Origin of the sequence: Paenibacillus sp. J23TS9 (assembly GCF_018403225.1) — a bacterium.
Classification (GTDB): Bacteria; Bacillota; Bacilli; order Paenibacillales; family Paenibacillaceae; genus Paenibacillus_AQ.
In genome coordinates, this window is record NZ_BOSG01000001.1 from 2729154 (window position 1) to 2755238 (window position 26085).

A 26085-nucleotide genomic window follows, 5' to 3' on the forward strand; every position below is an offset into this window, starting at 1 on the left:
GGATTGTTTCCTTCCAAAGAATCGGATGATTGCAAATTCTTTATATTAAATATTAGCGCGTAAATGCTGCCGGTACACCGCCATCAATCGTCAGCATGCAGCCAGTCGTTTTCTCAGCCTTGGAAGATGCGAAGAAGGCGATGCCTTCAGCGACATCCTTCGGATAGATGTTAACCAAAAGTGTCGTTCTGTTGCGGTAGTGCTCCTCAAGCTGATCTGGTTCGATACCGTAAGCAGCCGCACGTTCATTGCGCCATCCCGAGTTCCAGATTGCTGAACCCTGAAGAATGGCGTCCGGCAAAATCGTGTTAACGCGAATGCCATGCTCACCGCCCTCGGCGGCAATACAGCGGGCCAAATGTGCTTCAAGCGCTTTGACAGAGCTGTAAGCTGTTACGTTTTTGCCTGCATATACCGAGTTTTTCGAAGCTACGAAAATCATGCTGCCTCCGAGACCCTGTTCCTTCATTTGCTTGAACGCTTCACGGGCTACGAGGAAATAGCCGGTCCCCAGAACGTTCATGTTCAGATTCCATTCCTTCAGTGAAGTCTCATCAAATGGGCTGGATGTCGCAAGCCCTGCATTGTTGACAATAATGTCCACGCCGCCATAGGTTATTGCTGTTTCTGCCATTGCTGCCAAAACCATGTCCTCGCTCGTCACATCCATCTTAACTGCTTTGGCCCGGCCTTCGCCGTATTGTGCGTTAATTTCGGCCGCGATTTTCTCGGCCCCCTCCAAATTGAGGTCTGCCAGAACGACATGAGCCCCTTCGGAGACAAAGCGGCGGGCCGTTTCACTGCCGATTCCACCTGCGCCGCCAGTAATAAAAGCGATTTTGCGGGAGAATTCCGCCTCTGCAGGTGCCAATGTCAGCTTGTAAAGCTCCAGCGGCCAATATTCTACATTATAGGATTCATTTTCGTTTAGGGACACAAATTCACCAAGAGCTGTTGAGCCCTTCATAACCGCAATCGCCCGGTGGTACAGTGCACCGCTTACTCCTGCCATGGCAAGGCTTTTTCCGGTGTTAACCATACCGATCCCTGGAATCAGGATCACACGCGGCGCTGCTTCGAACATCACATCACCCTCATGCTTGTTGCGGTCGAAGTAAGCTTTATATTCAGCTTTATATGCTTCAATGCCTTGGCGGACGGCTTCCTTGAGTTCTACTGCCCCTTCAGCGGATGGTGTCCAATCCACAAAGAGCGGAGTCCGTTTCGTATGTACCAGATGATCCGGGCAGGCTGCCCCTACCTGAGAAAGCTCCTTGGCATTATTGCTGTTCACGAACTGAAGCACATCATCCCCGGCATCATAAGTACAAATCATTTTCTTGACGTCGCTGACCGCGCCACGTATGACAGGCATAACTTCCGCGAGAATCGCTTTACGCTGCTCTTCTGCGAGCGTTTCCACCCGGCTGCCGCCAAAAACCTGAGGCTCCTGAATGCGGTCGTTAATGTACTGCTCCGCCTTCTGGATCATGGCAATCGTCTGATTGTAGCATGCTTCCGAAGTTTCGCCCCATGTAACCAGACCATGCTTTTCCATAAGTACGAGTTGGGCATTTGGATTATTGCGTACGCCTTCAGCGATCATTTTGGACAACGTAAAGCCCGGACGGATATAAGGCACCCATACAAAAGTGTCGCCATAAATCTCTTTTGCTATCTCTTTACCATTATCGGCGCAGCAAAGACTGATAATCGCATCCGGATGTGTATGATCCACATGCGGATATGGAAGGAATGCATGCAGCAGTGTTTCAATAGATGCTCTCGGATGCTTGCTGTCCATCATGCAGTGCGACAAATACGCGACCATCTCCTCGTCAGGCATTTCAGTGCGCTCGATCAGCGGCTTGATATCTTCCAGACGAAGTCCGGTAAAATGCTGCGCCTTCATCGTTGCCAGATCGGAACCGCTGCCTTTGACCCACATGACTTCCACATCACGACCACGGAAATCTTTTTCAATAGTCTTGAGCGAGGTGTTGCCTCCGCCCCAGTTGCATACGCTCCGGTCGCTGCCGATTAGATTAGAGCGATATACCAGTTCGTCTACCCCCGCTTGCTGTTTGGATGCTTCTTCGTTATTCCACTGGCTTTTTACCATGAATGATTTGCCTCCCGCTTTGTTTGTTTTTATTTGTTTATATTTGTTTTTGATTGAATTTATTTGATTATATCAGATATTTTTTTGTTTTTATACCTATTTTTTAAAATTTTAAAAGATAAAAAAAGACCGCAGCAGCTGCGGTCTCTTGAAAAAGCCTATTTCAGATCCATGGAGTTACAGAATATTACCCGGAGGAGCCGCTGTTTTCGAAACCAGACCCCGGTTCTTTTTCTTACGGTTTGATCTCCAAATCATCAGCGACATAGCCACCCCGGTTCCGGTCAGAATAAACATGGCCAAGCCGCTGATCAACCCGATAACGCCTTGATGCAGGCTTCGAACGCTTATCCCTAGACTGCCGGAGTCCCCCGGGCGCTGAAATTCTCCCGAACGGCCCGACGCAGCAAAGCCACCCTGATACGAAGTCCCCATACTTCCTTTTGCTTGTCCAGAAGAAGTGCCTGAATCCGTACCCGCGGAAGGGGATGTTGCATTCGATGTCCCCTGCTCAATTCCACCGCTACCATTAAAATTTCTGAATGTGTTCATCCCGCCGGATCTCTCAATCCCTGATCGTTTTCCTCCTTCCTCAAAATACATGATCATACCGGTTGCCGATTCGATCAGCAGAAAAACAGTAGCAATAATGCCGATCCAATAATGAATTTTACGGACTTTTTTCATCACTCATATCTCTCCCAACTCTGTTACTTGGATTCATAGAGCTGATTGTAGGGAAAGAGTCTTAACCTTACCTTAAAAGGAGATAAGAATATACCAAAAAGCCCCAAATTCTCATTGGGGCTTTCGCTCGATCGAAGATGTCCCTCCCCTTGGAACAGCGGAAGCGAGTCATCATTAACGATTGCTGCATTCACCGGCAGTAAATGTTGATACATTGTTTAAAGCAGATATTTCAGCGACAGCTAAGGCAATGTACTAAAAAAGCAGCGGCTGCAGCATGCAAAGTAATTTAAACGTTAAACGAATGACAGGTTTCCGGCCAAGGAGCTTCGGGCGGCGTTCCTCAGCTTGGGCAGCAATCCGAGAAACAATGGCGCAAGGGACAGGGACATCACTATATTGTATAGGATTAAGCATTCAGACATGACAATCTTTTTCATATGCAGTTTATTAGCGGGCTTTCGCACGCTTCATCAATATGCCTGCCTGCGGCTTGGCTTTGTGTTCTGTCGGCTTATCCGTCTTATTCTCATCAGGCTTTACTGCAAACAACGTCAGTAGACCGCCAACAGCCCCTATAACCGCCATAATACCGAATAGTACCCAGTGGTTGGTCTTCATCAGCAGGGATACCGCTGGAGGTCCCAATGATACGCCGATAAAACGCATGCTGCTATACAGAGACGTAATGGTTCCTCTCTGCTTCTGCTCGATTCCTTCGGTAATAAGTGCATCCATACATGGAAGCGCTGTGCCGATCCCGGCACCGCAGAGTGAAAAAAATGTAACCACAAAATAAATCTGGCTGCTGAATCCGGTAATGACAAGACCGATGGTCAGAAGGGCCATTCCTATAAATCCGGTCCACTTCATCCGCTTTTTGTTCTTCCCGATGATTTTACCGGCAACAAAAGAAGCCAGACAAAGCACTGCCAGCGGAATCGCAAGCACCAGACCCTTTATAACTCCATGCAGGCCATATTTGCTTTCCAGCGTCTCGGATAAGTAAAAAAGAACACCGAATAAAATAAACATACTGATTCCGCCGACGGTAAAGATCGCGTATAGCCATCTTCCTTTTTCCTTCAGTATACTTTTAGTGTCAGAAAGAAATTGCCGGATGGAGTTATCGTTTTTGTTTTTCTTTTTCGGGGTCTTAACAAAAAACAAGACCAGCAGCAGGGATATGACGCATAGCACCGGAATGCTCAAAAACGGCAAATACCAAAGCACGCTTGCTAAGGCTGCTCCGAGTATGGGACTCAGCACCTTGCCGAACGTATTGGAGGTTTCGATGATCCCAAGACTTTTGCTGACATCATCTTCTTCCTTGAACATATCCCCGACGAGCGGGAGAACGATCGGGAAAGCACCTGCAGCGCCGATTCCTTGAAGGAAACGCCCGCCAAGTATAATCCAGTAAGCGGCAAGCCCATCCGTCATCCAGGCAGCCACGCCGGACAACGCTCCTCCGGCAGCCGCGATAATGAGACTCGGGATGATTACGGTTTTTCGCCCAAAGCGGTCAGATAAGTAGCCTGCAATCGGTATCAAAAGAATGGCCACCACCGCGTAAACAGTTATGAGCATGCTGACCTGAAAAGCGCTGACATGAAGCTGCTGCGATATTTGCGGCAAAATGGGAATCAGCATGGAGTTGCCAAGCGTCATGATCAAAGGAATTGATGCAAGCGCCGCTAAATCCCACTTTTTGTCTTCCATGACAAAACCACCTTTGCGTTCAATAATAACTCGTTATATTGTGGTTTCTTTTGCACGCAACTATGCAGGTTTTAAATGTTAAGCGTTTCTTTCGCTCCAAATCTCATGAAATGCTTTCAATTGCTGCAAGCCATTTTGCTTGCACCAGTCTGCATTATCCGGTTTGACGATCTGAACCTCGTATACAAATGCGCATAAAAAAGCCATCATGACCTGATAAGCAACACGCCGGGCCCGCGGGCGAACCTCCATGGACAGCTCGTAGCCATACCCCTTCAAAAAGTCCGGCTGATTTTCATAAACAATAAATTCATATTCACGATCCGCATATACAGCCCGGTCCGCATCAATTAGTGCAGCGATATGCAGTTCTCCGTCTTCATCCCGGCTGACCAGCACATTGGGATCCCACAAATCATTATGTACGAGCGAGGGCACTGTAATGTCATCAAACAACGAACGGTTATCACGAAAAACGGCTGTGAACTCATTTAAGACTTGGTCCTCAAAAACGTGATGCTCCCTGCATCTTTCAGCCACTTCCGCAGCCAGCTCCACCAGCATACCGCTCCACTTTTCATAGCCACGGATTGATCCGTCCGGCTGCGGCCATCCGAAACAATCGGATGTAATCGCATGTAATTGCCGTGTATGCTCGCCAAGCTCTTCCTTCAGGCGGCTGTACTCCGCCGGAGAAATAGATGGATCATTCAGTTGTACACTCTCGATGAATTCGATCAATAAGTACGGTCTGGCAATCAAATTGCCTGTTTCATCATACCGGATGACGCGTGAGCTGGGAATATCCTCTGCTTGAAGCAACCCGTAAATGTAAGGCTCTACTGCCATCATCTTTTTTTCGAAAGAGTACAAGTGCGCATGCTCAACCGGAGCCAGCCGTAAAACCCACTTCCCCTGCGGTGACTCCGTTTCAAACACATAGGTTGTATTGAATTGCCCTCCCTTGAGCAGCGAGATTTGCTTTACTTTGCAGCCTTCACCAAAGGTATCCCGTGCGATCGACAAAATTTGTTCATGCGTTACCGGTGCATAAAGACTGGAAATTTGATTTTCTTTGGACGACGACATCTTAACCCACCCCATATGTTCAATTACAAAAACCGGGCCAACGCTTCAAACTTACGTATGAAGGGTTTGACCCGGTTACTATGGTTGAGTCTATACTAAAACATTCTCTTATTACAATGTCACACGGAGGGTCCTGATGCTTTTTTCCGGAATGATCTTCACGCCCCATTCACAAGGCTCGGCATGACCGCCTTCCACCGCAGCCACTTGGGTTAATCCTCTCATCACAAACGACCAGGGCTTGCTGCTTCCTTTCGTCGTCAGTTCAATGACATCACCGGAGCGTACGGCTGCAGCAGTCATTTCCTTCTCACCCTTCATACTCACAATCTCCGCAGAAGCAGACGATCCATCAGCAAGCTCAAACAGATGGAATGAAACATCATTGGCAAAATCATAATCGGTGCGGCTGTCTTCTCTGCCAAACGCTATGATGCTGCCCGGCTTGATCATCATTGGCAGCGTCATGTATCCATGCTGCTCCTGATGCCAGCGTCCCCCCTCCCGCATTTCATTTGTGAGAAAGTTCGTCCATTTGCCTTCAGGCAGATAATACTCCACATCGCCTTCCTTATTAAAGATTGGAGCGACCAGAATCGAATCACCTAACATATACTGGGTGTCCAGCGCTGTACAGGTCCGGTCTTCAGGGAATTCAAGCATCATGGCACGCATCATCGGCAGCCCAAGCTCTGTGGACTCAACGGCAGAACGGAAAAGATAGGGCATGAGGCGGCACTTCAGCTTCGTGAATACACGGACCACATCCACCGCTTCTTCATCAAACAGCCAAGGCACTCGGTATGACGTGCTTCCATGTAGACGACTGTGCGAAGACAGCAGCCCAAACTGCACCCAGCGCTTGTAAATATCCGGGGGTGCCGTGTTCTCAAAGCCACTGATATCGTGGCTCCAGAATCCAAAACCGGACAGCCCAAGCGACAAGCCGCCGCGAAGTGTTTCTGCCATCGATTCATAGGTTGCTGAACAGTCACCGCCCCAATGAACCGGGAACTGCTGGCCTCCCACGGTTGCCGAGCGGGCAAACAGGGCCGCTTCACCTTTTCCCAACTTCTCTTCCAGCACTTCAAACACGGCCTTGTTGTATAAGAAGGTGTAATAGTTATGCATTTTCTGCGGATCGGAGCCGTCGTAATAAACCACGTCAGTCGGAATTCTTTCGCCGAAATCTGTCTTGAAGCAGTCTACCCCTTGGTCGATCAATGTCTCCAGCTTCCCTTTATACCAGGCAACCGCAGCCGGGTTCGTGAAATCCACAAGCGCCATGCCTGCCTGCCACATATCCCACTGCCAGACACTGCCGTCTGCTGTTTTTACGAGATATCCGTTATCCATTCCCTCATCAAAAAGATAGGACTTTTCAGCGATATACGGATTGATCCACGCGCATATTTTCAACCCTTTATCTTTCAGGCGCCGCAGCATCCCTTCGGGATCAGGGAACATATCCTTGTCCCACTGGAAATCACACCATTGATATTCCTTCATCCAGAAGCAGTCAAAATGGAAAACGGCCAAAGGCAGATCACGTTCAGCCATACCATCCACGAAGTGGTTTACGGTGGCTTCATCATAGTCGGTAGTAAAAGAGGTCGTCAGCCAGAGACCAAAGGTCCATGCCGGAGGAAGCGCAGGCTTGCCTGTCAGCTTGGTATAGTTGTCGAGCACCGCTTTCGGACTGCCTCCGCCGATAATGAAGTACTCAAGGCTTTCACCCTCCACACTGAACTGGACACGGGAGACATTCTCGGAGGCAATCTCATAGGACACCTTTTCCGGGTGATTGACAAACACGCCATAACCTTTGCTCGATAAGTAAAATGGGATATTTTTGTAAGACTGCTCGCTGCTCGTTCCGCCGTCTTCATTCCAGATCTCCACGATTTGTCCGTTTTTCACAAATGGCGTGAAACGTTCTCCAAGTCCGTAAATATATTCGCCTACACCAAGGTCCAGCTGCTCTCGATAATACGCTTTTTTATCCAGGTCCTTGATATAAGCCGGCGCTCTCCATCCGCTGCCTGTAATCCGTTTGCCGTCAAAGCGGAAATCCACACTCCAGCCCTGCTTGCGGTTAACGGTGACACTTAAGTTTCCGCTGGAAAGCTCTGCCTGATCTTCCCCAATCTCAATGTTCACCTGTGTCTCCAGTTCATGGATGCCAAAGGCCGGACCTGAATTCACTTTACCTTTGTGGTGATTCAGCTTGACCTTAATGACATCCGGCATCGGAGAACTGAAGCTTGCTTTTAGCAGCGTGCCGTTCAGCGTATCACCTTTGGTCGCGATGACTTTGGTTGCCGCATAGACCGTCAGGGTATCGCCTGATTGTGTAATATCCCGGATTTCCGCCGGATTTTGCAATTCATATCCTTCGCGGGTCTGCCAATATCCGTCCGTAAATTTCATTTGGATCCCTCCAGCTTCATTGTTTATAATATGATAATATTGATATTCGCAGAGTAATTCTCATGATATTTTGATAATATATATCAGTATTTTGATATTACGAACAACAAACACTTCAAATATAACAGGGAGGTGCTTTCCATGAATCGTGAAATGCTCCGGGAAGATCGTGTTCATGGCCATCCCATGTATCCGGTCAGTATATATCCTAATATCGAGCAGCGAAACGGAAATAGTATTCTGGACTGCCACTGGCATGATGAAATGGAATTTATCGTGATCCGTAAAGGTCATGCGGTGTTTCAGCTTGATATGACATATGTTGAAGCACATGAAGGGCAGGCCATTTTTGTGAACAGCGGGCAGCTTCATGCAGGTGTTCTTGATGGTAATTCCCCCTGCGTATTCTCCGCTGTTGTTTTCAGCCCTGATTTGCTCACAAGTCCTGACTTTGACGTCATCCAGGAAAAATATATCGGTCCGCTATTGGATAAAAGCTTTCAGCCCGAGCCTCTGATCAAGGGTGAACGCATATGGGAAAAGGAAGTGCTGGCAGCACTGAACCGCATCCTTGAAGACAATGAGCAGCGGCTGCCCGCGTATGAGCTGTCCACCAAGGCTCATCTATATTTGATTTTCGCAAGGATGTTCATACATCCACAGAACTCAGACCACAGACAGCATCTTCCGTCAGGAAGCCCGGATAAGGTCGAGCGGCTTAAAACGGTTTTGAATTTCATCCACGACCATTATTCAGAGCCACTGAGGCTGAAGGACTTAGCTGGATTAATCAGCATGAGTGAAGGTCATTTTTGCCGTTTTTTTAAACAGCTCACCCAGAAAAGTCCAGTGGAATACATCAATCATTACCGGATATTAAAAGCTTGTAAATTGCTCGAAAACAGCGGAATGAAAATCGTGGATATTGCCATGGAAAGCGGGTTTGACAATTTGAGCTATTTTATCACTGTGTTTAAACAGATGAAAGGCTGCACTCCCTCTAGGTACCGAAAGCCTTTTAACGAAAAGGTGGCAGTCATCCTAACCGAGCCGGCTCCATTCGATGAGAAAGATTAAGCTAAAAACCCCAGAGACTCATTGTCCCTGGGGTTTGTTGCTCGTCTGCAGAATACAGCTATGACTGCAGTGTATACTTATCCTCACTTACATCTTCAATAAATCTGCATGGTGCTCCCAGACTGTAGATGTGAAGCTGATGCATGGCACGGGTACAAGCTGTATAGAACAGCTTGCGTTCGGATTCCCTGCTGTAGGCTTCCTGCGAAGCATCATAAATGACAACCGCATCAAACTCGACACCTTTTGCTAAGTAGGATGGAATGACCAGCGTACCCGTCACAAATGAAGGTGTTGTTTTGGCGATTCTCTTCAGTGGAAGCTCATCTTTAAGCGCATGATAAACATACTCGCATTCTTCTGCGGTTTTGCAAATAATCGCAGTATGCTCATAGCCCTGCTCATTCAAGCGGCGAATATCCTCCACAATGCTGCTGTGCAGCTTCTCCCTGCTGTTTGCCAGGCAAACAAGCGGCTTTTCTCCGTAACGGTTAAAAGGAATGATCGATTCGCCCCCAGGCATCATGTTGCGTGTAAAATCAACGATTTCCAGGGTGGAGCGGTAGCTGCGGGTCAGCGAGATGACCTCGGTATCGTCTGCCCCATACAGCTGCTTCAGCGACTCCAGACTGCCACCGAGTACATCCGTGTGCGCATAAATCCCCTGGTTCAAATCTCCGAGTGCTGTCATACGGGCACGGGGGAAGATTCTTTTCACATATTCCAGCTGAAACGGAGAGTAATCCTGAACTTCATCGATAAAGACATGGCGGATCACGCTGTTTATCTGGAAGCCTTTCAATAAATCCTGCAGATACAAATAAGGGGTGACGTCTTCATATGCCAGTTTTCCCTCTTTCATCATCTGAACCGATTGAATGCCCATTTCCTCCCATTCATCCGGGAGCCCCTGATCGCCGCTAACACTTAGGAATAACTCTTTGTCGGTTAAAAGTTCTTCATACATCGTCTTAACATCCACAAACCGCATCCGTTTGATCCACTTGCGTACCGGCTTCAGCCATTCGTTCACAACCATTTTAGCCAGTAGGCTCCGTTCCTGGTCGAATTGGTCAAAGGTATCCCTTTTCTTCGCCGACTGCTTGCGCCGGATGCGTGTGTAAGCCTTCTGGTATTCATCCGGATCAAGAAGTTCAATTTGCTCATCCACCCAAGGAGCCTGACGTTCATTTTTGGCAAACTGGGCCAGCTCCTTAAGCAGCCAGTCACGTATCAATTCAACCCGGTTGGCCAAGCGCAAGGAGGAATCATAACTATAAAACTTCTCCAGCATGACTTGTTCCGATACGATCAAACGGCCTTTGAAACGAATCGGCTTGAATTTCATGCCGCTTTGCTCCAGATGATCCTTCAACCGGCGGATGGTTTCCAGAAATAGTGTTGAGGATTTATAGGCGATGGATGCCCGTTTGACCGTTAACCATGGGCCTTCCTCGGCTTTTAGAATCGATTCCATTTGGGAAAACACGTCCTCCAGATCGAATTCCCTGCCGATGCGGTGTTCCAGGTAGGCCTGAAAAGTTGTCTGCAGCATATTCTCTTCCCCAAGCTCAGGCAGCACCGTCGAAACATAGCTGTTGAACATCGGGTTCGGAGAAAAGAGAAGGACCTGATCTGCTTTCAGAGTCCCCCTGTATTTGTACAATAAATATGCGACCCGCTGGAGCGCTGCCGAGGTTTTACCGCTGCCCGCCGCTCCCTGGACCACAAGCATCCGGCTCTTGTCATTGCGGATTACCGCATTTTGTTCCTTCTGGATCGTCGCTACGATGCTCTTCATCTGGTTATCCGAGGAATGGCTGAGCACCTGCTGCAATAGTTCGTCTCCGATCGTGACGCCTGTATCAAACATAACCTTGATTTTTCCGTCTCTGATCACAAACTGTCGCTTCAGCTCCATCGTACCGCTGATCTCACCGCTTGGCGTCTGATAAGCTGCAGCACCAGGAGCACCGTCATAATAAAGGCTTGATACCGGCGCACGCCAGTCATATACCAAAAAAGTCTCCTGATCATCATCTAGAAAGGAAGCGATCCCCAAATAGATCGTTTCCTTCCCTTCCTGCCCCTCTTCGGTAAAATCGATCCGCCCGAAGTAAGGCGATTTGACCAACAGCTTCAATTTTTTCAGTGTCTCCGAGGCCTGTAAATGTGCATGTTCCCGCTCAGATAGCACTTGGGACTGCTGACGCAAGCTGGTGGACGTTTCTCCCAGATCATCGGAGCTGCTGAAGTTGACTCTGACTTCATCCCAGAAATCCTTGCGCAGCTCAACCACATCGCCCCGAACCAGGCCCACTTCCGCTTCAAGCGTTCCCTTGCGGGCAGCAATTTTTCCGGTTACGCTGTCGACCCGCTGCTGTTCGTGCTGCCAATCCTGATCTTTCAAGTCCATGCCTGTCTTCATCCCCTTTATATATTTGACATTCTCTTTCCTAAGTGTTATAATAGAAAAGGAATCGCTATGAACATTGTCCCTTTCTCAGGGCCGTATGATCTATTTTATCAATAATGCACATGAAAATCAAACATTTTAAGGGGAGCCGACGGCTCCCCTTTTCTATTGTCATCAAGTTTTATGTTATACACATGTAAAGAAGTTTATGTTCTGCAATTGCATAAGTCTCATTTTCCGGTAAACAAAGGCACAATATCAATACCATCGGCAGATATCCGCACCAGTCCTTTGTCGGACAAACGGATTTCCGGTATGACGACCAGCGCGAGCAGCGACAAAGTCATAAATGCATTGTTCAGCGGGCATCCGGCCTGGATCAACGCTTGGCTGATGCCTTCGGATTGGCGTGCGACCGTTTCAAACGGCTCATTCGACATAATACCGCCAACGGTAAGTGGGAACTCTGATACCTCATCCTCGGTCAGCATCACGACGCCACCCTGCATATCGGCTACCATATTGCCCGCAAGAGCCATGAGCTCATCATCATTGCCGATAACCGTCAGATTATGGCTGTCATGGGATACCGTCATTGCGATGGCCGCCGGTTTATTAAATCCGATCCCAGTCAGAACTCCCAGTGCCTGACCCCCTCCTTTGCCATGGCGCTCGAAAACCGCCATCTTACAAAGGCCGTTTGCAGGATCAAGGTTAACCTTGTTGTTTACCACATCCACCCAAACCTGTCTTTCAATAGTTTCGACATGGTTTTCCACGACTTCAATCGCGCGGACCTCAGCTTTCCCCGTTTCAATCGGTGCGGCAATCGCAAAATCATCGGCACTCAGCTTGCGGCCTAATTTGACCGTATTAAAAGCAAGTTCCGGGATATCATAGCGTTCCCAATCTGCGGTCATTCTCCCATGCTCTGCGACCACTTTTCCTGCGGCAATCGTCATGACTACATTCACATCCGCCAAATTTCCATCCAGCAGAATCACATCCGCATATGCGCCCGGGATGATTGCGCCGATGTCCCGCGACACTCCGAACCGTTCAGCCGTATTGATCGTAGCCATCTGAAAGGCAGTGACCGGCTTGACACCTTGCGCAATCGCATGACGCACAACGAAGTTCATATGCCCCTCATTCATCAGGGATTCCGAGCTGCGGTCATCGGTAACCAGAATCATCCGCCGCGTATCCAGGCCGCCTTCCGTGTGTGCCTTGATGGTAGCTGCAACATCATGCCATGCCGAGCCTTGACGCATTTTAGCATACATACCAAGCCGGACGCGCTCAATAACATCCTCTGCAGTGACACACTCATGATCACCGTTAACACCGCTTGCAGCATAAACAGGCAGACGCCAATCATCTGATTTCCAGGTAAAATGTCCGTCGGCATATTTGCCTGCCCGCAGTGTCGCCTGGATTTCTCCAATCATTTTATCGTCACCGTAAACCACGCCCGGGAAGTTCATGACCTCTCCAAGCCCGATCATATCCTCTCCCCAGCTCAGGGCCTCAGCGACTTCTTCCGGACCGATAAAAGCGCCTGTCGTCTCAAGCCCCGGATGGGTCGATGGCACGCAAGAGGCAACCTGCAAATACGCTGCCAGCGGCGTCGATCTGGCTTCCTCCAGCATAAACCGTAGTCCATCCAGACCTAACACATTGGAAATTTCATGCGCATCAAAGAATCCTCCCGTCGTTCCGAGCGGAAGCACAGCTCTGGCAAATTCCGTTGCCGTCATCTGCGTGCTTTCGATATGACAGTGTCCGTCCAACAAACCGGGAGCAGCATATTTTCCTCCAGCATCAATAATTTGAGTTTCTTCTCCTATCGCATGGCTGACATCCTTACCCACATATGCAATTCTCGCGTCCTTTACTGCAATGGACATCCCCGGCAATATTTCTCCGGATACCACATTAACCAATTTGACATTTTGGATCACCAGCGTTGCTTTTTTATCTCCACGTGCGGCTGCAACCAATTCCGGCACACAATCCGCGAGAGGACGTCTCCCCCATGCTGCTGTTTTCATGTAAACCCTCCATCTCTCTATACCCATTCTTAGCTTGCCACGTCTTGCTTAGTTCAACCATCATACAACCGGTCAGGAATGAAAATCAAATCTTTATAGTTCTTAAGATTTTCTTAGTAGGCACTTAAAAAGTCATGGTTATGATGTTAATAGTGGTTAATAAACGATAATATTACGAACGGGGTATGATGTTGATGAGAGTGATTAAAAAGAAAAGGAAAAAGAAGCCTGTTCTCCTGCTAACGCTGATATTCGTCGCGGTCATTGCTGTATCTGTGACCCTTGTACGCTTTCCAATGTTTAAGATCGACGCGTCCGCTGCCGTTCTTATGGATGTAAAGACGGGAAAAGTATATTATGAACATAACGCTTCCGCGGCGTTGCCGCCGGCCAGTATGTCTAAAATGATGACTGAGCTGCTGGTGCTGAAAAACGTAAATGAAGGACATAATTCCTGGGATGAACCGGTCACGGCAAGCCGTTATGCTGCCCAGGTGACCGGCGCCAAAATCGGACTTCGTCCCGGTGAAACGCTGCCGCTCCGGACGATGTTCGAAGCTATGGTTATTCACTCGGCCAATGACGCTGCAATCGCCCTTGCAGAGCATATCGGGGGTAATGAAAGAGCATTCGTAGAACAAATGAATGCGATGGCGGATCAGATCGGCCTATCCTCCCACTCTGTATTTGCCAATGCTACCGGCTTATCCTCAGCCGATCTGCAAGCCTTTAAATCGGCCTCAGCCGATGGCGAGACTGAAATGACAGCCAAAGATCTGGCCAAGATGGCACGTTATTTGATTCGTACTTACCCGGAAATATTAAAAACAACCGAAAAAACGGATTTGTACATTCCTGAAAAGCAGCTGACACTGCATACAACCAACTCGATGCTGCCAGGTGAAGCATTTTCTTACAGCGGCAATGACGGCTTCAAAACGGGATATACCCAAAGGGCGGGCTACTGCTTCACGGGGACGACTGAACGGAATGGCAAACGCTTCATTGCGGTGGTTATGGGAGCAAGCAATACCGGTAAGCGCTTTGAGGATGCTGCCAAAATGTTCAACTACGGTTTCGACAACAACGGAGGATCCGGTATGGGCAGATGGCTGAACCGGGCGGCACTTATATTCCGTTAACAACAGTTCTGCTTGGAGGATAATTCATGAGAAATATATTAGTCGTAGATGACGACAAGGAAATAGCAAATCTGATCTCCATTTATTTAAAAAACGAAGGTTTTAATATTATCTGCGCCCATGACGGCGAAGAAGCACTACAGCTGCTTAATAGTCCCGGAGCAGCGTTTGATCTCATTGTACTGGACATCATGATGCCCAAAGTGGACGGGCTGGAGGTATGCCGGCAAGTACGTGACACAGCCTCTGTGATCCCGATTCTGATGCTGAGCGCTAAAACCGAAGATATGGACAAAATTCTCGGGCTGATGACCGGTGCGGATGATTATATGATCAAACCCTTTAATCCACTGGAGCTTACGGTGAGGGTCAAAACATTGCTGCGACGCACCTTTCAATACAATACGGAATCCCGTCCCGCCGATGATTCAGTGCTCCGAATCCAAAGTGTAGAGATTAACCGCAGCACTCATCGCGTTACAGCCGACGGTAAAGATGTTCAGTTGACCAGCCGGGAATTCGATATCCTTGGACTGCTTGCCTCACATCCGGGTCGTGTCTACAGTGCAGAGGAGATCTTTCAGCAGGTATGGAAGGAAAAATATTATGTGTCCAACAATACGGTCATGGTACATATCAGCAATCTGCGCGACAAGCTGGAGAAGGAGCTCGGCTACAAGCTGATTCAAACCGTGTGGGGAGTAGGTTATAAAATCGATGCGTAGTATCTTTAATAAATTGCAATGGAAGATAATCCTGATGTTCTTTCTGAGTGTTGCCCTGACCTTTGGTACACTTTTTGTTTTACGTTCCGTGCTGAGCAACCTGTATTATTCGAATTTCAAGCAGCTGTATCCTCTTGTTGATAAAATCATCAGCCTAAACAACATTGTCGGCTTTTCGTTGTGGCAGTCGGTTCTGGTCATTTTCCTGTTTATCTTTTACGTCTTGTTGCTCAGTTGGGGCACAACACGAAAATTGACTCGTATTATCACCGGCGTTAAACGGATGGCGGATGGTAATATGGACGAACGGATCCAAGTACAATCGAATGACGAAATTGGCATGCTTGCGGACCAAATCAATACGATGGCGAAGCATCTGCAAACCTCCATTCAAGAGGAACGAATGGCTACGCAGGCCAAAAACGAGCTCATTACCAATGTATCCCATGATCTGCGGACTCCATTGACATCCATTATCGGCTATCTGAGATTAATTGAAGAGGATAAATATAAGGATGAGGTTGAGCTGAGGTATTACGTCAATATTGCCTATGAAAAATCCAAGCGCATGAACCGGCTTGTGACAGACTTATTCGACTATACACGAATGGGCTTTGGCCAGATTCCATTAAACCGCACTTCCATTGATCTCGTGCAGCTCATCGGACAACTGACTGCAGAATTCAAACTCCAGATCCAAAATCACAAAATGGAAATCGAACTCGTTCCACCACAGGAGAAATTATTGATTAACGGAGACGGGGATAAAATCATGCAGGCTTTCGAAAACCTGATCACAAACGCCATGCGCTACGGAATGGAGGGCAAACGGATCCAGGTACAAATCCAGAGGGAAGGCAAACAGGCGGTCGTCAAAATCATCAACTTCGGGGCCCCGATTCCATCTATGGATCTGCCTTATATTTTCGACCGTTTCTATCGCGTGGAAAAATCCCGTTCCATCGATACGGGAGGCGCAGGGCTTGGCCTCGCAATCGTCAAAAGTATCATCGAGCTCCATGAGGGAAGTATTGAAGCCGTCAGCAATCCCCAGCAGACCGAATTTATCGTCCGTCTGCCGCTTCAATAAGTGATCTTACACAGTAGTAAACCATAAGAGGCTGTCCCTAAAGTCTATTTTCAGACCTTTGGGACAGCCTCTTTTATTTAACGCTTCAGCCAGGATAACCACAATGCTTCATCATCTGTTTTGTGGTAATGCTCCACCAGACGGCTCAGCCGCTCCAGCTGATATCCATAGTCATACATGGTGGATGCAACGATCGAAAGACGAAGTCTGTTCTCCGGCTGCTCAGCCGCATATTCCAGCACCTGCTTGATAAAATCATCGCTTTCTTCCAGCAGCATGCAGGAATCCAAGCTGCTTGGCTTCAGGTTATCGTCGAACTTAAGCAGTACATGCTCATGCAGTTTAATCAGCTTCTCCAGCTGATGATCGAAATACGTATCGAGCTCCGGTGATCGCTCAGACTGGAAATAATGCTCCTCTACCGCATCCAGCACTTCCCGCCCTTTACGCAGCGTATTCAGCATTTGCTTGTACACGACAAGATGCCGTGTCTGGCTGAATTTGGCACGCTTCAGCTTCTTCTGCTCTTCTTCCAGCAGCTTGTACTTATCCGACAACGACTTGATTGAATCCTCTAATGCCCTTTTCTTATCCCGAAAAATATTCTCTTTAATCTCATCGGAAATCGCAGTTCGCATCAGGAGTGACATCTGGTTGAAGGTCGACTGGATTTGTCCCGTAAACTGCATTTTCGGTTTCGGTGGAAAGAGCAAAATATTGATCAGGAACGCGGACACGATGCCGATCAAACTCAGCGAAAAGCGGGTCAGGGCAAATTGCCATTGTCCTGATGCTTCCATGACAATGATCACTGTTACCAAAGTCAGACCAATGGTGTCTCCCATCTTCAGCTTCAAACAAATCATAATGACGATAATACAGACAAGTCCGACTGCTATAGGTTCATTGGAAAAGACGGAACCAGCAATCAATGCCAGCACGGCGCCGAGTGTATTGGTTTGGAGCTGATCCAGGAAATATCGCCAGGAACGATAAATGGACGGCTGCATTGCAAATATGGCTGCTACAGCCGATATAACCGGCGAGGATAAATGTAGCCACTGGCTGATATATAGTGCGAGCGTGACGGCGATTCCCGTCTTCAGCATACGCGCCCCGAATGTCACGGCTGCATCTCCTCCTATCTCTATCATCATGATTAATAAGTTAGTGCGAATCAGGCCGCTGCTGTTTTCTTCCTACATACGGAATATTACCCGTTGTCAGTCTTAATGATACAAGCGGCTCAAAGAGGCTGTTTTGAAAAAAGAAGTATGATTTATCCAATTAGGCCCATAATAAATACAGAATATGAAAGAATAACCATAACATCAAAGAGGTGACCAGATGAACAATTTCAGAAAAACTTTAATGGCGGGAGCCCTCTCCTGTATCCTGACTGCAGGAGGGTTCTCCTTTGCGCATACAGCCGGTGCCGCTTCTGAAACCAATGTGATAACACCTGCCGAGGTAACTCCTCCAACCGAGAAGGATCAGCAGGATGAAAGCCGTCATAGACGCCATGGCCATCATGGCAGAAAATTCGTGCTCTTCAAGGATGCGGCCACTCTGCTTGACATGACAGAGCAGGATCTTAAGAAAGAATGGAAGCAGGGCAAATCACTCCAGCAGATCGCCAAGGAGAAAAAGAACTGGGACGCTGAAGTCTTCGTGCAAAAGCTTACTGTTATCCAAAGCGCTAAAATCGACAATGCGGTCAAAGCCGGTAAAATGACACAGCAGCAGGCGGATCAGATGAAGAAAAAACTGCCTGATTCCCTCAAACGCTTCACGCAGCATGTATACCATCCGCGTCAGGATCGCAGATTGCCTGCAGCCCATTCGGAAATTTAGAAAAGCCTATTACCGCATAATAAAATCCTAACGGCAGCGTTAGGATTTTATTATGCGGATTTTTTTCATCCGGAATGTGTCTTACCCGCTTGTAGGCTTCGTCTCCTGCTGCTGAGCGGGCGGCGGATTCTTCGGCGGGTTGGAGACAGGCACATCGAGCAGATCCAGCAGAAACATAAACACCGGTACTCCGAGAATTAGTCCCCATACTCCGAAGAAGTGCTCGGAAACAATCAAAACCGCAAAGGTATAAAAAATCGGCAAATGCGTCTTGTCGGACATAAACTTAGGATTCATCACATACGCCTCAAACGCGTGCAGAACAGCTACCATGATTAAGATATAAATGACCTTGGGAATGCCTCCGATGCCAAAAGCGATAGCGCACAGCGGAACCAGCGAGACGATGACGCCCATAACCGGAATGAGTCCGAGCAGGAAAATCATCAGTCCAAGTGCAAACAGATTCGGAAAACCCATGATCCACAAGAACAGTGTAGAAAAGCCGGCGTTAATTACGGAAATCAAGAACTGCACCTCGATGACCTTACCAAAGGAGAAGGTAAATTTTTTCCCGAAGTAAGCGAGCTCATCGTATACATAGGATAACTTGCTCGTTCTGAATTTTTCCGTGAAGTTTGTCACCTTTTCCTTTTCAAGCATAAAGAACAAGCTCATGATGATCGCCAGGGCAATATTCAAACTGAATTTGCCGACATTCGAAATGGTGTTGGACAGCAGACCATAGCCCTGCTTGATATAGGCGGCGAAATCAATTTTGTGTATGTAATCCAGAATATAATTCATTATTTTATTATCTGTGAGCACCAGGGGATTGCTGTAGAAATAAATCACCTGCTTGATCAGAACGTTCAACTCCGCAATGAGCTTGGGCGCATACTGATATGTCCCGATCGACAGTGCTGCCACAAACAGAGCGTATATCAGAATGAGCGCAATTTTCCTGCTGATGCCCATCCGGTTTGTTAACCGACGGGTTATGGACGAATGAAGCCGGTTTACAAGGTATGTAAGTATAAATGTGATCAGGATCAGATTCATCATACTTCTGAACAGGTACAGAACCAGGACAAGCAGAACGAGTACCACGCCTTTTTTTACGGCGGAATGCTGAAAAAAATCTTTCATAGACGTCATTGTTTCGCAACCAGACTCCTTTTATCTCCAAAATTTCTCTACAGTATGCTGTAAAATCCTCTATGACATCATATTACGCGAGCATACCATTTTCATGCAAGTTTTATGGCCTTTCAAAGCGAATTATTTCACAATTCCTGGTTGTCTCCAATATTTTTCGAATAAAGCGATGGAAATCATGAGCCAGGTCGCGCTGGCAAGGTATCCTCCAAATACATCACTCGGATAGTGCACACCCAGATAAATCCGGCTGATCCCGATCAAAAGTGTCAGAACGACACCCACAATGATCATGACCACTCTGCCTGCAAATGACGGAATATGTCTCCACAGCAGAAAGGTAATCGCACCGTACAAGGAAAATGCCGCCATCGAATGCCCGCTGGGGAAGCTGTAGCCGGATATTTCGATCAGACGGTGCGTATTGGGTCTTGCACGATGAATAATATTCTTGAGAACCACATTCCAGATCTCGGATCCTCCTACTGCAACCAGAAACATGATCAGCTCGCGGCGATGCTTCATGACGACCATCAGAAAGAGAAAAGCGAGCACAGACAAGATGGTGGCCATCAGCGAGGAGCCGATGAAAGTGAAGAACTTCATAACCGAGGTAAGCCAGTTAGTCTCCAGTCCTTGAACCGCCGAAATGACTGCATTGTCAAACCAGGCAATATGGTTTGTTACAATTAATGTCGTTACGATTACAAATAAAATGCCAAGAATCAGGCTGGTCATTGCCAGCTTTTTTAACCGGCGATGCTGTAAATCCATAATGTGAAATGTCCTCCCAACTATTGGATAAAGTTTTTGATCCTTCCCTATTATCCACAAACCCCTTTCTTTTGTCACGCCTTAGGGCACAGTTATATGTAAAGGAAAAAGCACCGGCAGCGCCGATGCTTTACCTGAGTCATGTCTTGTATGTAACAAGACCCTCGTCGAAACTAGAATCCTTTGTATTGCGGCTCTTCTGTTTCCAATTGCTGAACTCTGCTTTCTACTTGCTGCACGATTTGCTGGGTTTGCTGTGCTGCATTTGTAAACAGGTTCTTGGCATCTTGGTTTTGTGTGCTGAGCGCAAAAGTTTCCAAGCTGGCTTGAGCACTCTTCAAAGAAGCGAGGGTTGTTTTAACCTGGGATGATACTGTCATATAAGTTCTCACCTCCTTTGCGTACGAAAATTAATCTAACCTGCATGGAATGAAAAAATTCATAAAATTCTTGGAGAAAGTAAATAATTTGATTATTAAGACTGAAATGGAGGTTATGCAAAATGCCGGAATGGGTTGAGGTCATTACCCGTACATTGGCATCCGTTGTTGTGCTGTTTGCACTGACCAGGCTGCTTGGCAAAAGACAAATTTCCCAGTTGTCCTTCTTCGAATATATAACGGGCATTACGATCGGGGACTTGGCGGCAACCATTTCACTAGACGTGAAAGGAACCTGGTATTTGGGTATTATCTCACTGTCCGTGTGGGTACTCGTATCGCTCGGAATTGAGTTTCTGCAGCTTAAAAGCAAAAGAGCACGCGACTTTATCGACAGTAAAAGCACGATCCTTATCAAAGACGGTAAAATTCTGGAGGACAATTTAAAGAAGGAACGTCTCACCAATGAAGAGCTTCTGGAGCAGCTGCGCAGTAAGAGTGCTTTTAAAGTTGCCGAAGTGGAATTTGCGATCATGGAGCCAAACGGCGAAATCAACGTGCTGCTAAAAAAAGAAAATCAGCCGTTCACGCCTACTCATCTCGGTATCAAGGTAGGCCCTGAGTCAGAACCGCAAACGGTCATCCTCGATGGAAAAGTGATGGATGAGCCACTGGCGACCCGGGGATTAAACCGCCGATGGATCCATACCGAGCTGGAGAAGATTGGCGTATCGCTTGATAACGTGTATGTCGGGCAGGTTGATGCCTATGGACAGCTCTACGTCGATTTATTTGATGACAAGATTAAAGTACCGCAGCCGCAGCAGAAAGTGACCCTGTATGCTGAATTAAAAAAATTGCAGGCTGATCTTGAAATGTTCGGACTGTCCACAAACCGGCCTGAGGCTAAAGCCTTGTATGAGCAGTGCTCCATCTCGCTCGAGCAGGTCATCTCTGACGTCAAGCCGTTACTAACGCGTTAGGAGGGATTGGATTTCATGGTCAGTAAAACGAAAAAGAAGCTCACTCCTGTTCAGCAGGAGTATCAAGCACTCGCTAAAAAACGCGAGCCTAGCAAGTTCACCTTTAAAAATCTGTACAGGGCTTTTCTTACCGGAGGGCTGATTTGTCTTGTGGGAGAAGCCGTACAGCAAATGTTCGTCCATTTTGGAGGCTACAGCGTCAAGGAAGCTGCAAGTCCGACCGTTGGCGTTATGATTCTCATCTCGGTCATCCTGACATGCTTTGGGGTTTACGATAAAATCGCCCAATGGGCAGGAGCCGGAACGGCTGTGCCAGTTACCGGGTTTGCTAACGCCATGGCCTCTGCAGCCATCGAATACCGGCGCGACGGGATCGTGCTCGGATTGGGAGGCAGCATTTTCAAGGTCGCCGGTCCGGTCATTGTATTCGGCACGATCGCGGCGTTTGCCGTCGGCATCGCCTACGTTATCTTTGATCCCAATATTGTAGGAGGTTGAACCGAATATGCTGAAAGGCCATCAAAGCTGGTTGTTTGAAAATAAGCCTACTATCGTCTCCGCTGCTACTTCGGTCGGACCTTTTGAAGGAAGAGGCCCGCTGGCTGAAGACTTTGATATCGTGCATGGAGAGCTATATCTCGGGCAGGACAGCTGGGAAAAAGCCGAGAAGGCTTTCCTTGAAGAAGCGGCCAAAATGGCAATCCAGCATGCCGGATTGACCGAAGGGCAGATTCAATTCCATTTCGGCGGTGATCTGATGAATCAGATCATCTCCAGCAGTTTTGCCGCCCGTACGCTGACGATCCCTTATCTGGGCCTGTTTGGAGCCTGCTCTACCTCAATGGAGAGCCTCGCCTTGGCTGCCTATATTGTCAACTCCGGAGGTGCCAAGCATACCTTGGCAGCGACCTGCAGTCATAACAGCAGCGTGGAGAAGCAGTTCCGGTATCCGACCGAATACGGCTCTCAGAAACCGCCAACGGCTCAGTACACGGTTACCGGGGCCGGTGCGGCTGTGATTGGTCAGGAAGGAGAGGGTCCTTTTGTTACATCCGCCACCATCGGACGCGTCGTAGATATGGGTATCAAGGATCCTTTCAACATGGGTGCAGCCATGGCACCAGCAGCGGTCGACACCATGGAGGCCCACTTCCGTGATCTTCAGATTGAACCTGGCTATTACGATCTGATCGTAACCGGGGACCTGTCGAAGGTCGGATATGAAATCGCCTGTGATCTGCTCAAGAAGCATAATGTACCGATGCATCAAACAACGTATTCCGACTGCGGGATGATGATATACGACTACGAGACCCAGAACGTTCAGTCCGGAGCCAGCGGCTGCGCATGTTCAGCAGTCGTCACCTATGGCCATCTGCTGAACCGTATGCGCCGGGGCGAGCTTAACCGGATTCTGGTCGTTGCAACAGGCGCTTTGCTCTCCCCGCTTTCATTTCAGCAAAATGAGACCATCCCTTGTATTGCCCATGCGGTATCGATCGAACGCGAAAAATAAGAAAAAACGTCTGAATATCAAAAAACACGGCTGTTCCCTTCTTCCTGTTGGGAGACAGCCTGTTTTTTGTTGATTCTTAAAACTGCATTAAAAATTTTTCTCCACAATTTATTTCTTCTTAAGGATTATTTGTGCTGAATCTGGTAAAGTGAAACGCATAAGTGTTATTGTTCATATCAAAGGAGGAGTTAGATTTAATGTCAGACAAAGAAAGAGACACATTGAATAATGAAGAAGGCCTCACACCGGAAGAACAATCGGGGGACATCCAAGAGCAAAACAAACAGCCAATAGACCAAAACAAATCGGACGAGCCTTTTGTAGAAACAGAGAAGGAATCTCCGGTGCCTACCATGCTTGCTAAAAACAGCGCAGCACCAGCCAAATCAGCTGCAGTACCGCCGACACCATCCCCAGCAACGGGAATGGGAAGTAAAGTATGGATGATCGTATCCCTTGTACTGGCGATTGTGCTGGTCATCGTGTTGATCAAGCCTCCATTTGCCAAAGGTGGAGACAACGAGGCGGTTGCTACAGTAAACGGCGACAAAATTACCAAGGACAAGCTCTACGGTGAACTGGTTAGTGCCGGAGGTACGCAAACACTCGACGGTATGATTTCTGAAACACTGGTAAATCAGGAAGCCGATAAAAAAGGTATTAAGGTAACGCAAGCCGATATTGATAAAGAAACGGCATTTATTAAGAAAAACTACGGTTCGGATGCAGAATTCGAAGCTGCACTGCAACAAAACAACCTCTCCAAAGAAGAGTTCAACAAACAAATGGATATGCAGGTTAAACTGCGTAAGCTGATCGAGCCTGATGTAAAAGTCTCTGATGATGACGTGAAGAAATATTTTGAAGAAAACAAAGCTACCTTTGATACGCCGGAGCAGGTGAAAGCCTCCCACATTCTGGTTGCTACCAAAGAAGAAGCTGATGCGATCCTGAAACAGCTGAAAGACGGCGCGGATTTCGCAACGCTGGCTAAGGAAAAATCCACAGATCCAGGCTCAAAAGCCAACGGTGGTGATCTTGGATACTTCGGACGCAACCAGATGTACAAAGAATTTGAAGATGAAGCATTTAGGCTGAAGGATGGCGAGCTGAGCGGCGTGATTAAAACCGACGCAGGCTACCATATCATTAAGAGAACTGGCTACAAAGCAGCTCACACCGCAACCCTGGAAGAGAAAAAAGCCGATATCAAGGAGCAGCTGATCTACCAAGCTATCATGACCAAAGCTCCTACATGGCTCTCTGACATTAAAGCGAAAGCAAAAATCACGAACAATCTTGAAGAAGATCAAAAGAAAAAAGACGCTGACGCAAGCAAAACGGACACCTCTACAACAGACGGCAGCAAATAATATGTAAAGAAACGGATGCACCCATGATTGGGATGCATCCGTTTTTTTATTGCGAGTTCATCTATAGCTTATAGTCCGAGTGAAATATATTTGATCTCCAGATATTCCTCAATACCGAAATGGCCGCCTTCACGTCCGAGACCACTTTGTTTAAATCCGCCAAACGGCGCCTGCGCTGTGGAAGGAAGCGGGTCATTTACGCCGACAATTCCATATTCCAGTGTTTCCGCAACATACAAAGCCTCTTTGATCTGTTCCGTAAATACATAAGCTGCAAGACCATAAGGGCTGTGGTTCGCACGCTCTACCGCTTCTTCGATCGAACGGAACGTGGTAATGGGAGCCAGCGGCCCGAAGGTTTCCTCGATCATGCACTCCATTTCGTCTGTAGCGTTCATGATGACGGTTGGCTTCATGAAGTGGCCTTTACCATCCCCAAGTGCTTCCCCGCCTGTCAGGATTTGGCCACCCTTGGCCTTTGCATCCTCGATCTGCCGCTGCACCTTTTCTACAGCCTTTGCATTGATCAAAGGGCCGATGTCTACTCCCTCGTCCATGCCATTGCCGACTTTGAGCTCGGCCGTGCGCTGTGCAGCCCGTTTAGCGAATTCCTCTGCGATGGACTCCTGAACGTACACCCGGTTGGTACATACGCAGGTTTGGCCGCCATTACGGAATTTGGAAGCGATGAGACCCTCCACGGCCTTGTTCAAGTCAGCGTTTGCGGTGACAATAAACGGCGCATGCCCGCCCAGTTCCAAAGAGATTTTTTTGACGGTTTCCGCGGCTCCCTGCATCAGCTTTTTACCTACTGCGGTTGATCCCGTGAAGGAAATCTTCCGGACCCGCTCATCCTTCTGCCAGGCTTCGGCAATCGGAGCCGCAACACCCGTTACCACATTAATGACCCCAGCCGGAATACCTGCATGCTCCGCCAGCTCAGCCAGCTTCAAAGCGGTGAATGGTGTTTCTTCCGACGGCTTCAGCACGACAGTGCAGCCTGCAGCAAGCGCAGGTGCCATTTTGCGCGTAATCATCGATGCCGGGAAATTCCAAGGCGTAATTGCCGCGATGACGCCTACTGGCTGCTTTTGCACCCAAATTCTTTTATTCGGAGAAGACGCAGGTATCGTTTGCCCATAGACCCGTTTACCTTCCTCCGCATACCACGAGATGAAGCTATTGGCATACGCGATTTCCCCAGCCGATTCCTTCAGCGGTTTGCCCTGCTCTGTGGTCATAATTTCTGCAAGCTCCTGTGTATGCTCTTCTATTAACGCATGCCATTTCATCATCAGCATGCCCCGTTCATTCGCCGTCAGCGCTGACCAGGATTTCAAAGCGGCGTACGCTGCATCGACCGCACTCGAGGCTTCCTTAGCACCACCATTGGGAATCGATCCGATGATCTCCATGGTCGCCGGGTTCCGCACCTCAATTTTCTCCGGACTTTCCTCCCACTCACCATTTATATACATTTTCTGGATATACAT

At 48.0% G+C, this 26085-nt stretch carries 21 protein-coding genes; 9 read left to right on the forward strand and 12 right to left on the reverse strand.

What is annotated here, in order from left to right; translation table 11 throughout:
• Positions 1–52: 52 nt before the first annotated feature.
• The 5 genes from KJS65_RS12900 to yicI all read right to left on the reverse strand — a co-directional run bounded on the left by KJS65_RS12900 (position 53) and on the right by yicI (position 8050).
• Positions 53–2122, reverse strand: a complete 2070-nt coding sequence (locus tag KJS65_RS12900; RefSeq protein WP_213650147.1) for a bifunctional aldolase/short-chain dehydrogenase — start codon at positions 2120–2122, stop codon at positions 53–55.
• A gap of 177 nt (positions 2123–2299) precedes the next feature.
• Positions 2300–2812 carry a hypothetical protein gene (locus KJS65_RS12905; protein WP_213650148.1) on the reverse strand — a complete coding sequence of 171 codons (513 nt, stop codon included), beginning with the start codon at positions 2810–2812 and terminating at the stop codon, positions 2300–2302.
• A gap of 447 nt (positions 2813–3259) precedes the next feature.
• Positions 3260–4531: a bacillibactin exporter BcbE gene (gene bcbE, locus KJS65_RS12910; RefSeq protein ID WP_213650149.1), complete on the reverse strand. Its 1272-nt coding sequence runs from the start codon at positions 4529–4531 to the stop codon at positions 3260–3262.
• A 78-nt stretch (positions 4532–4609) separates the two neighbouring features.
• Positions 4610–5620: a phosphotransferase family protein gene (locus KJS65_RS12915; protein ID WP_213650150.1), complete on the reverse strand. Its 1011-nt coding sequence runs from the start codon at positions 5618–5620 to the stop codon at positions 4610–4612.
• 111 nt (positions 5621–5731) lie between these two features.
• Positions 5732–8050 carry an alpha-xylosidase gene (yicI, locus tag KJS65_RS12920; RefSeq protein ID WP_213650151.1) on the reverse strand — a complete coding sequence of 773 codons (2319 nt, stop codon included), beginning with the start codon at positions 8048–8050 and terminating at the stop codon, positions 5732–5734.
• A 141-nt stretch (positions 8051–8191) separates the two neighbouring features.
• On the opposite strand from yicI, the gene KJS65_RS12925 reads away from it, so the two are divergent.
• Positions 8192–9127 (forward strand): AraC family transcriptional regulator, encoded by a 936-nt coding sequence (locus tag KJS65_RS12925; protein WP_213650152.1) that lies wholly within the window; start codon positions 8192–8194, stop codon positions 9125–9127.
• A 58-nt stretch (positions 9128–9185) separates the two neighbouring features.
• On the opposite strand, the gene helD is transcribed toward KJS65_RS12925, so the two are convergent.
• Positions 9186–11543, reverse strand: a complete 2358-nt coding sequence (helD, locus tag KJS65_RS12930; RefSeq protein WP_213650153.1) for an RNA polymerase recycling motor HelD — start codon at positions 11541–11543, stop codon at positions 9186–9188.
• Between the two features lie 230 nt (positions 11544–11773).
• A complete protein-coding gene (locus tag KJS65_RS12935) occupies positions 11774–13597 on the reverse strand; it encodes an adenine deaminase (protein ID WP_213650154.1) in 1824 nt (607 codons plus the stop codon).
• Positions 13598–13791: 194 nt separating this feature from the next.
• Between KJS65_RS12935 and KJS65_RS12940 the strand changes: the two genes are divergently transcribed.
• Genes KJS65_RS12940 through KJS65_RS12950 form a run of 3 tightly spaced genes read left to right on the forward strand, consistent with a single transcriptional unit; the run spans position 13792 to position 16554 of the window.
• Positions 13792–14739, forward strand: a complete 948-nt coding sequence (locus KJS65_RS12940; RefSeq protein WP_213650155.1) for a D-alanyl-D-alanine carboxypeptidase family protein — start codon at positions 13792–13794, stop codon at positions 14737–14739.
• Between the two features lie 26 nt (positions 14740–14765).
• The gene (locus tag KJS65_RS12945) at positions 14766–15464 is read left to right on the forward strand and encodes a response regulator transcription factor (protein ID WP_136604533.1); all 699 of its coding nucleotides are present in this window, start codon (positions 14766–14768) and stop codon (positions 15462–15464) included.
• A 34-nt stretch (positions 15465–15498) separates the two neighbouring features.
• Positions 15499–16554: a sensor histidine kinase gene (locus tag KJS65_RS12950; RefSeq protein ID WP_244864511.1), complete on the forward strand. Its 1056-nt coding sequence runs from the start codon at positions 15499–15501 to the stop codon at positions 16552–16554.
• A 77-nt stretch (positions 16555–16631) separates the two neighbouring features.
• On the opposite strand, the gene KJS65_RS12955 is transcribed toward KJS65_RS12950, so the two are convergent.
• A complete protein-coding gene (locus KJS65_RS12955) occupies positions 16632–17681 on the reverse strand; it encodes an aromatic acid exporter family protein (protein WP_213650157.1) in 1050 nt (349 codons plus the stop codon).
• A 220-nt stretch (positions 17682–17901) separates the two neighbouring features.
• On the opposite strand from KJS65_RS12955, the gene KJS65_RS12960 reads away from it, so the two are divergent.
• Positions 17902–18408, forward strand: coding sequence for a hypothetical protein (locus KJS65_RS12960; protein ID WP_213650158.1), 507 nt, complete (start codon positions 17902–17904; stop codon positions 18406–18408).
• A gap of 81 nt (positions 18409–18489) precedes the next feature.
• On the opposite strand, the gene KJS65_RS12965 is transcribed toward KJS65_RS12960, so the two are convergent.
• The 3 genes from KJS65_RS12965 to KJS65_RS12975 form a co-directional block, all read right to left on the reverse strand.
• Positions 18490–19566 (reverse strand): AI-2E family transporter, encoded by a 1077-nt coding sequence (locus tag KJS65_RS12965; protein ID WP_213650159.1) that lies wholly within the window; start codon positions 19564–19566, stop codon positions 18490–18492.
• 123 nt (positions 19567–19689) lie between these two features.
• A complete protein-coding gene (locus KJS65_RS12970; protein WP_244864512.1) occupies positions 19690–20340 on the reverse strand; it encodes a phosphatase PAP2 family protein in 651 nt (216 codons plus the stop codon).
• A gap of 173 nt (positions 20341–20513) precedes the next feature.
• Positions 20514–20720 (reverse strand): DUF1657 domain-containing protein, encoded by a 207-nt coding sequence (locus KJS65_RS12975; RefSeq protein ID WP_136604529.1) that lies wholly within the window; start codon positions 20718–20720, stop codon positions 20514–20516.
• Between the two features lie 122 nt (positions 20721–20842).
• Here KJS65_RS12975 and KJS65_RS12980 point away from each other — a divergent pair, with 122 nt between their 5' ends.
• The 4 genes from KJS65_RS12980 (at position 20843) to KJS65_RS12995 (ending at position 24592) form a co-directional block, all read left to right on the forward strand.
• Entirely contained in the window at positions 20843–21703 is an 861-nt protein-coding gene (locus KJS65_RS12980) for a DUF421 domain-containing protein (protein WP_213650160.1), read from the forward strand.
• A gap of 15 nt (positions 21704–21718) precedes the next feature.
• Entirely contained in the window at positions 21719–22201 is a 483-nt protein-coding gene (gene spoVAC, locus KJS65_RS12985) for a stage V sporulation protein AC (protein WP_213650161.1), read from the forward strand.
• Positions 22202–22208: 7 nt separating this feature from the next.
• On the forward strand, positions 22209–23219 hold the full coding sequence (spoVAD, locus tag KJS65_RS12990) for a stage V sporulation protein AD (protein ID WP_213650162.1): 1011 nt from the start codon (positions 22209–22211) through the stop codon (positions 23217–23219).
• 197 nt (positions 23220–23416) lie between these two features.
• Positions 23417–24592 (forward strand): foldase protein PrsA, encoded by a 1176-nt coding sequence (locus KJS65_RS12995; RefSeq protein ID WP_213650163.1) that lies wholly within the window; start codon positions 23417–23419, stop codon positions 24590–24592.
• A 68-nt stretch (positions 24593–24660) separates the two neighbouring features.
• Here KJS65_RS12995 and KJS65_RS13000 read toward each other — a convergent pair whose 3' ends face one another.
• Positions 24661–26085, reverse strand: coding sequence for an NAD-dependent succinate-semialdehyde dehydrogenase (locus tag KJS65_RS13000; protein ID WP_213650164.1), 1425 nt, complete (start codon positions 26083–26085; stop codon positions 24661–24663).

Bases quoted from the DNA above. Each gene is read 5' to 3' on its own strand.
- helD (WP_213650153.1), bottom strand. From the start codon at position 11,543: ATGGACTTGAAAGATCAGGATTGGCAGCACGAACAGCAGCGGGTCGAC.
- spoVAD (WP_213650162.1), top strand. From the start codon at position 22,209: ATGCTGAAAGGCCATCAAAGCTGGTTGTTTGAAAATAAGCCTACTATC.
- yicI (WP_213650151.1), bottom strand. From the start codon at position 8,050: ATGAAATTTACGGACGGATATTGGCAGACCCGCGAAGGATATGAATTG.
- KJS65_RS12995 (WP_213650163.1), top strand. From the start codon at position 23,417: ATGTCAGACAAAGAAAGAGACACATTGAATAATGAAGAAGGCCTCACA.
- KJS65_RS12940 (WP_213650155.1), top strand. From the start codon at position 13,792: ATGAGAGTGATTAAAAAGAAAAGGAAAAAGAAGCCTGTTCTCCTGCTA.
- KJS65_RS12975 (WP_136604529.1), bottom strand. From the start codon at position 20,720: ATGACAGTATCATCCCAGGTTAAAACAACCCTCGCTTCTTTGAAGAGT.
- KJS65_RS12915 (WP_213650150.1), bottom strand. From the start codon at position 5,620: ATGTCGTCGTCCAAAGAAAATCAAATTTCCAGTCTTTATGCACCGGTA.
- KJS65_RS12970 (WP_244864512.1), bottom strand. From the start codon at position 20,340: ATGGATTTACAGCATCGCCGGTTAAAAAAGCTGGCAATGACCAGCCTG.
- KJS65_RS12965 (WP_213650159.1), bottom strand. From the start codon at position 19,566: ATGACGTCTATGAAAGATTTTTTTCAGCATTCCGCCGTAAAAAAAGGC.
- KJS65_RS12900 (WP_213650147.1), bottom strand. From the start codon at position 2,122: ATGGTAAAAAGCCAGTGGAATAACGAAGAAGCATCCAAACAGCAAGCG.
- KJS65_RS12945 (WP_136604533.1), top strand. From the start codon at position 14,766: ATGAGAAATATATTAGTCGTAGATGACGACAAGGAAATAGCAAATCTG.
- spoVAC (WP_213650161.1), top strand. From the start codon at position 21,719: ATGGTCAGTAAAACGAAAAAGAAGCTCACTCCTGTTCAGCAGGAGTAT.
- bcbE (WP_213650149.1), bottom strand. From the start codon at position 4,531: ATGGAAGACAAAAAGTGGGATTTAGCGGCGCTTGCATCAATTCCTTTG.
- KJS65_RS13000 (WP_213650164.1), bottom strand. From the start codon at position 26,085: ATGTATATCCAGAAAATGTATATAAATGGTGAGTGGGAGGAAAGTCCG.
- KJS65_RS12935 (WP_213650154.1), bottom strand. From the start codon at position 13,597: ATGAAAACAGCAGCATGGGGGAGACGTCCTCTCGCGGATTGTGTGCCG.
- KJS65_RS12960 (WP_213650158.1), top strand. From the start codon at position 17,902: ATGAACAATTTCAGAAAAACTTTAATGGCGGGAGCCCTCTCCTGTATC.
- KJS65_RS12950 (WP_244864511.1), top strand. From the start codon at position 15,499: ATGTTCTTTCTGAGTGTTGCCCTGACCTTTGGTACACTTTTTGTTTTA.
- KJS65_RS12925 (WP_213650152.1), top strand. From the start codon at position 8,192: ATGAATCGTGAAATGCTCCGGGAAGATCGTGTTCATGGCCATCCCATG.
- KJS65_RS12980 (WP_213650160.1), top strand. From the start codon at position 20,843: ATGCCGGAATGGGTTGAGGTCATTACCCGTACATTGGCATCCGTTGTT.